Annotated in this window: 1 protein-coding gene; it reads left to right on the forward strand. The window is 67.4% G+C overall.

Going from position 1 to position 803, the window contains the following annotated elements; all coding sequences use genetic code 11:
• On the forward strand, nucleotides 1–803 hold an 803-nt coding region (gene trpB, locus V9L18_RS21985; protein ID WP_337349267.1), incomplete at both ends, for a tryptophan synthase subunit beta.

Raw genomic sequence — 803 nt, forward strand, 5'->3', positions numbered from 1 at the left:
GCCGGGGGAGTGCGGATCTTCCTCAAGCGCGAGGACCTGAACCACACCGGCTCGCACAAGATCAATAACGTCCTGGGCCAGGCCCTCCTGGCCAAGCGCATGGGGAAGACCCGCGTTATCGCCGAGACTGGCGCCGGTCAGCATGGCGTGGCCAGCGCCACCGCCGCGGCACTGCTCGGTCTGGAATGCGTTGTCTACATGGGCGCGGAGGACTGCAGACGGCAGGCGCTGAACGTGGCCCGGATGGAACTCCTCGGCGCCACGGTGATCCCCGTGACCAACGGTTCGCAGACCCTCAAGGACGCCATCAACGAGGCACTCCGCGACTGGGTTGCCAACGTCGGCAATACCCACTACCTGCTGGGTACGGCCGCCGGAGCGCACCCGTTCCCGGCCATGGTCCGCTACTTCCATGAGGTCATCGGCGAGGAAGCCCGGGCCCAGATCATTGAGCAGGCGGGCCGCCCTCCGGACGCCGTCTGCGCGTGCATCGGCGGCGGCTCCAACGCGATCGGCATCTTCCACGGCTTCCTGGATGACCCCTCGGTGAAGATCTACGGCTTTGAGGCAGGCGGCGACGGCGTCGAAACCGGCCGGCACGCGGCCGTCATCACGCTGGGCAAGCCCGGAGTGCTGCACGGTGCCCGCTCCTACCTCATGCAGGACGACGACGGCCAGACCATCGAGTCCCACTCCATTTCCGCAGGCCTGGACTACCCGGGTGTTGGCCCGGAGCACTCCTACCTGGCCGACATCGGACGCGTCAGCTACGAGCCCATCACGGACAGCGAAGCCATGGAGGC

This window comes from Pseudarthrobacter sp. CCNWLW217 (assembly GCF_037203985.1).
Classification (GTDB): Bacteria; Actinomycetota; Actinomycetes; order Actinomycetales; family Micrococcaceae; genus Arthrobacter.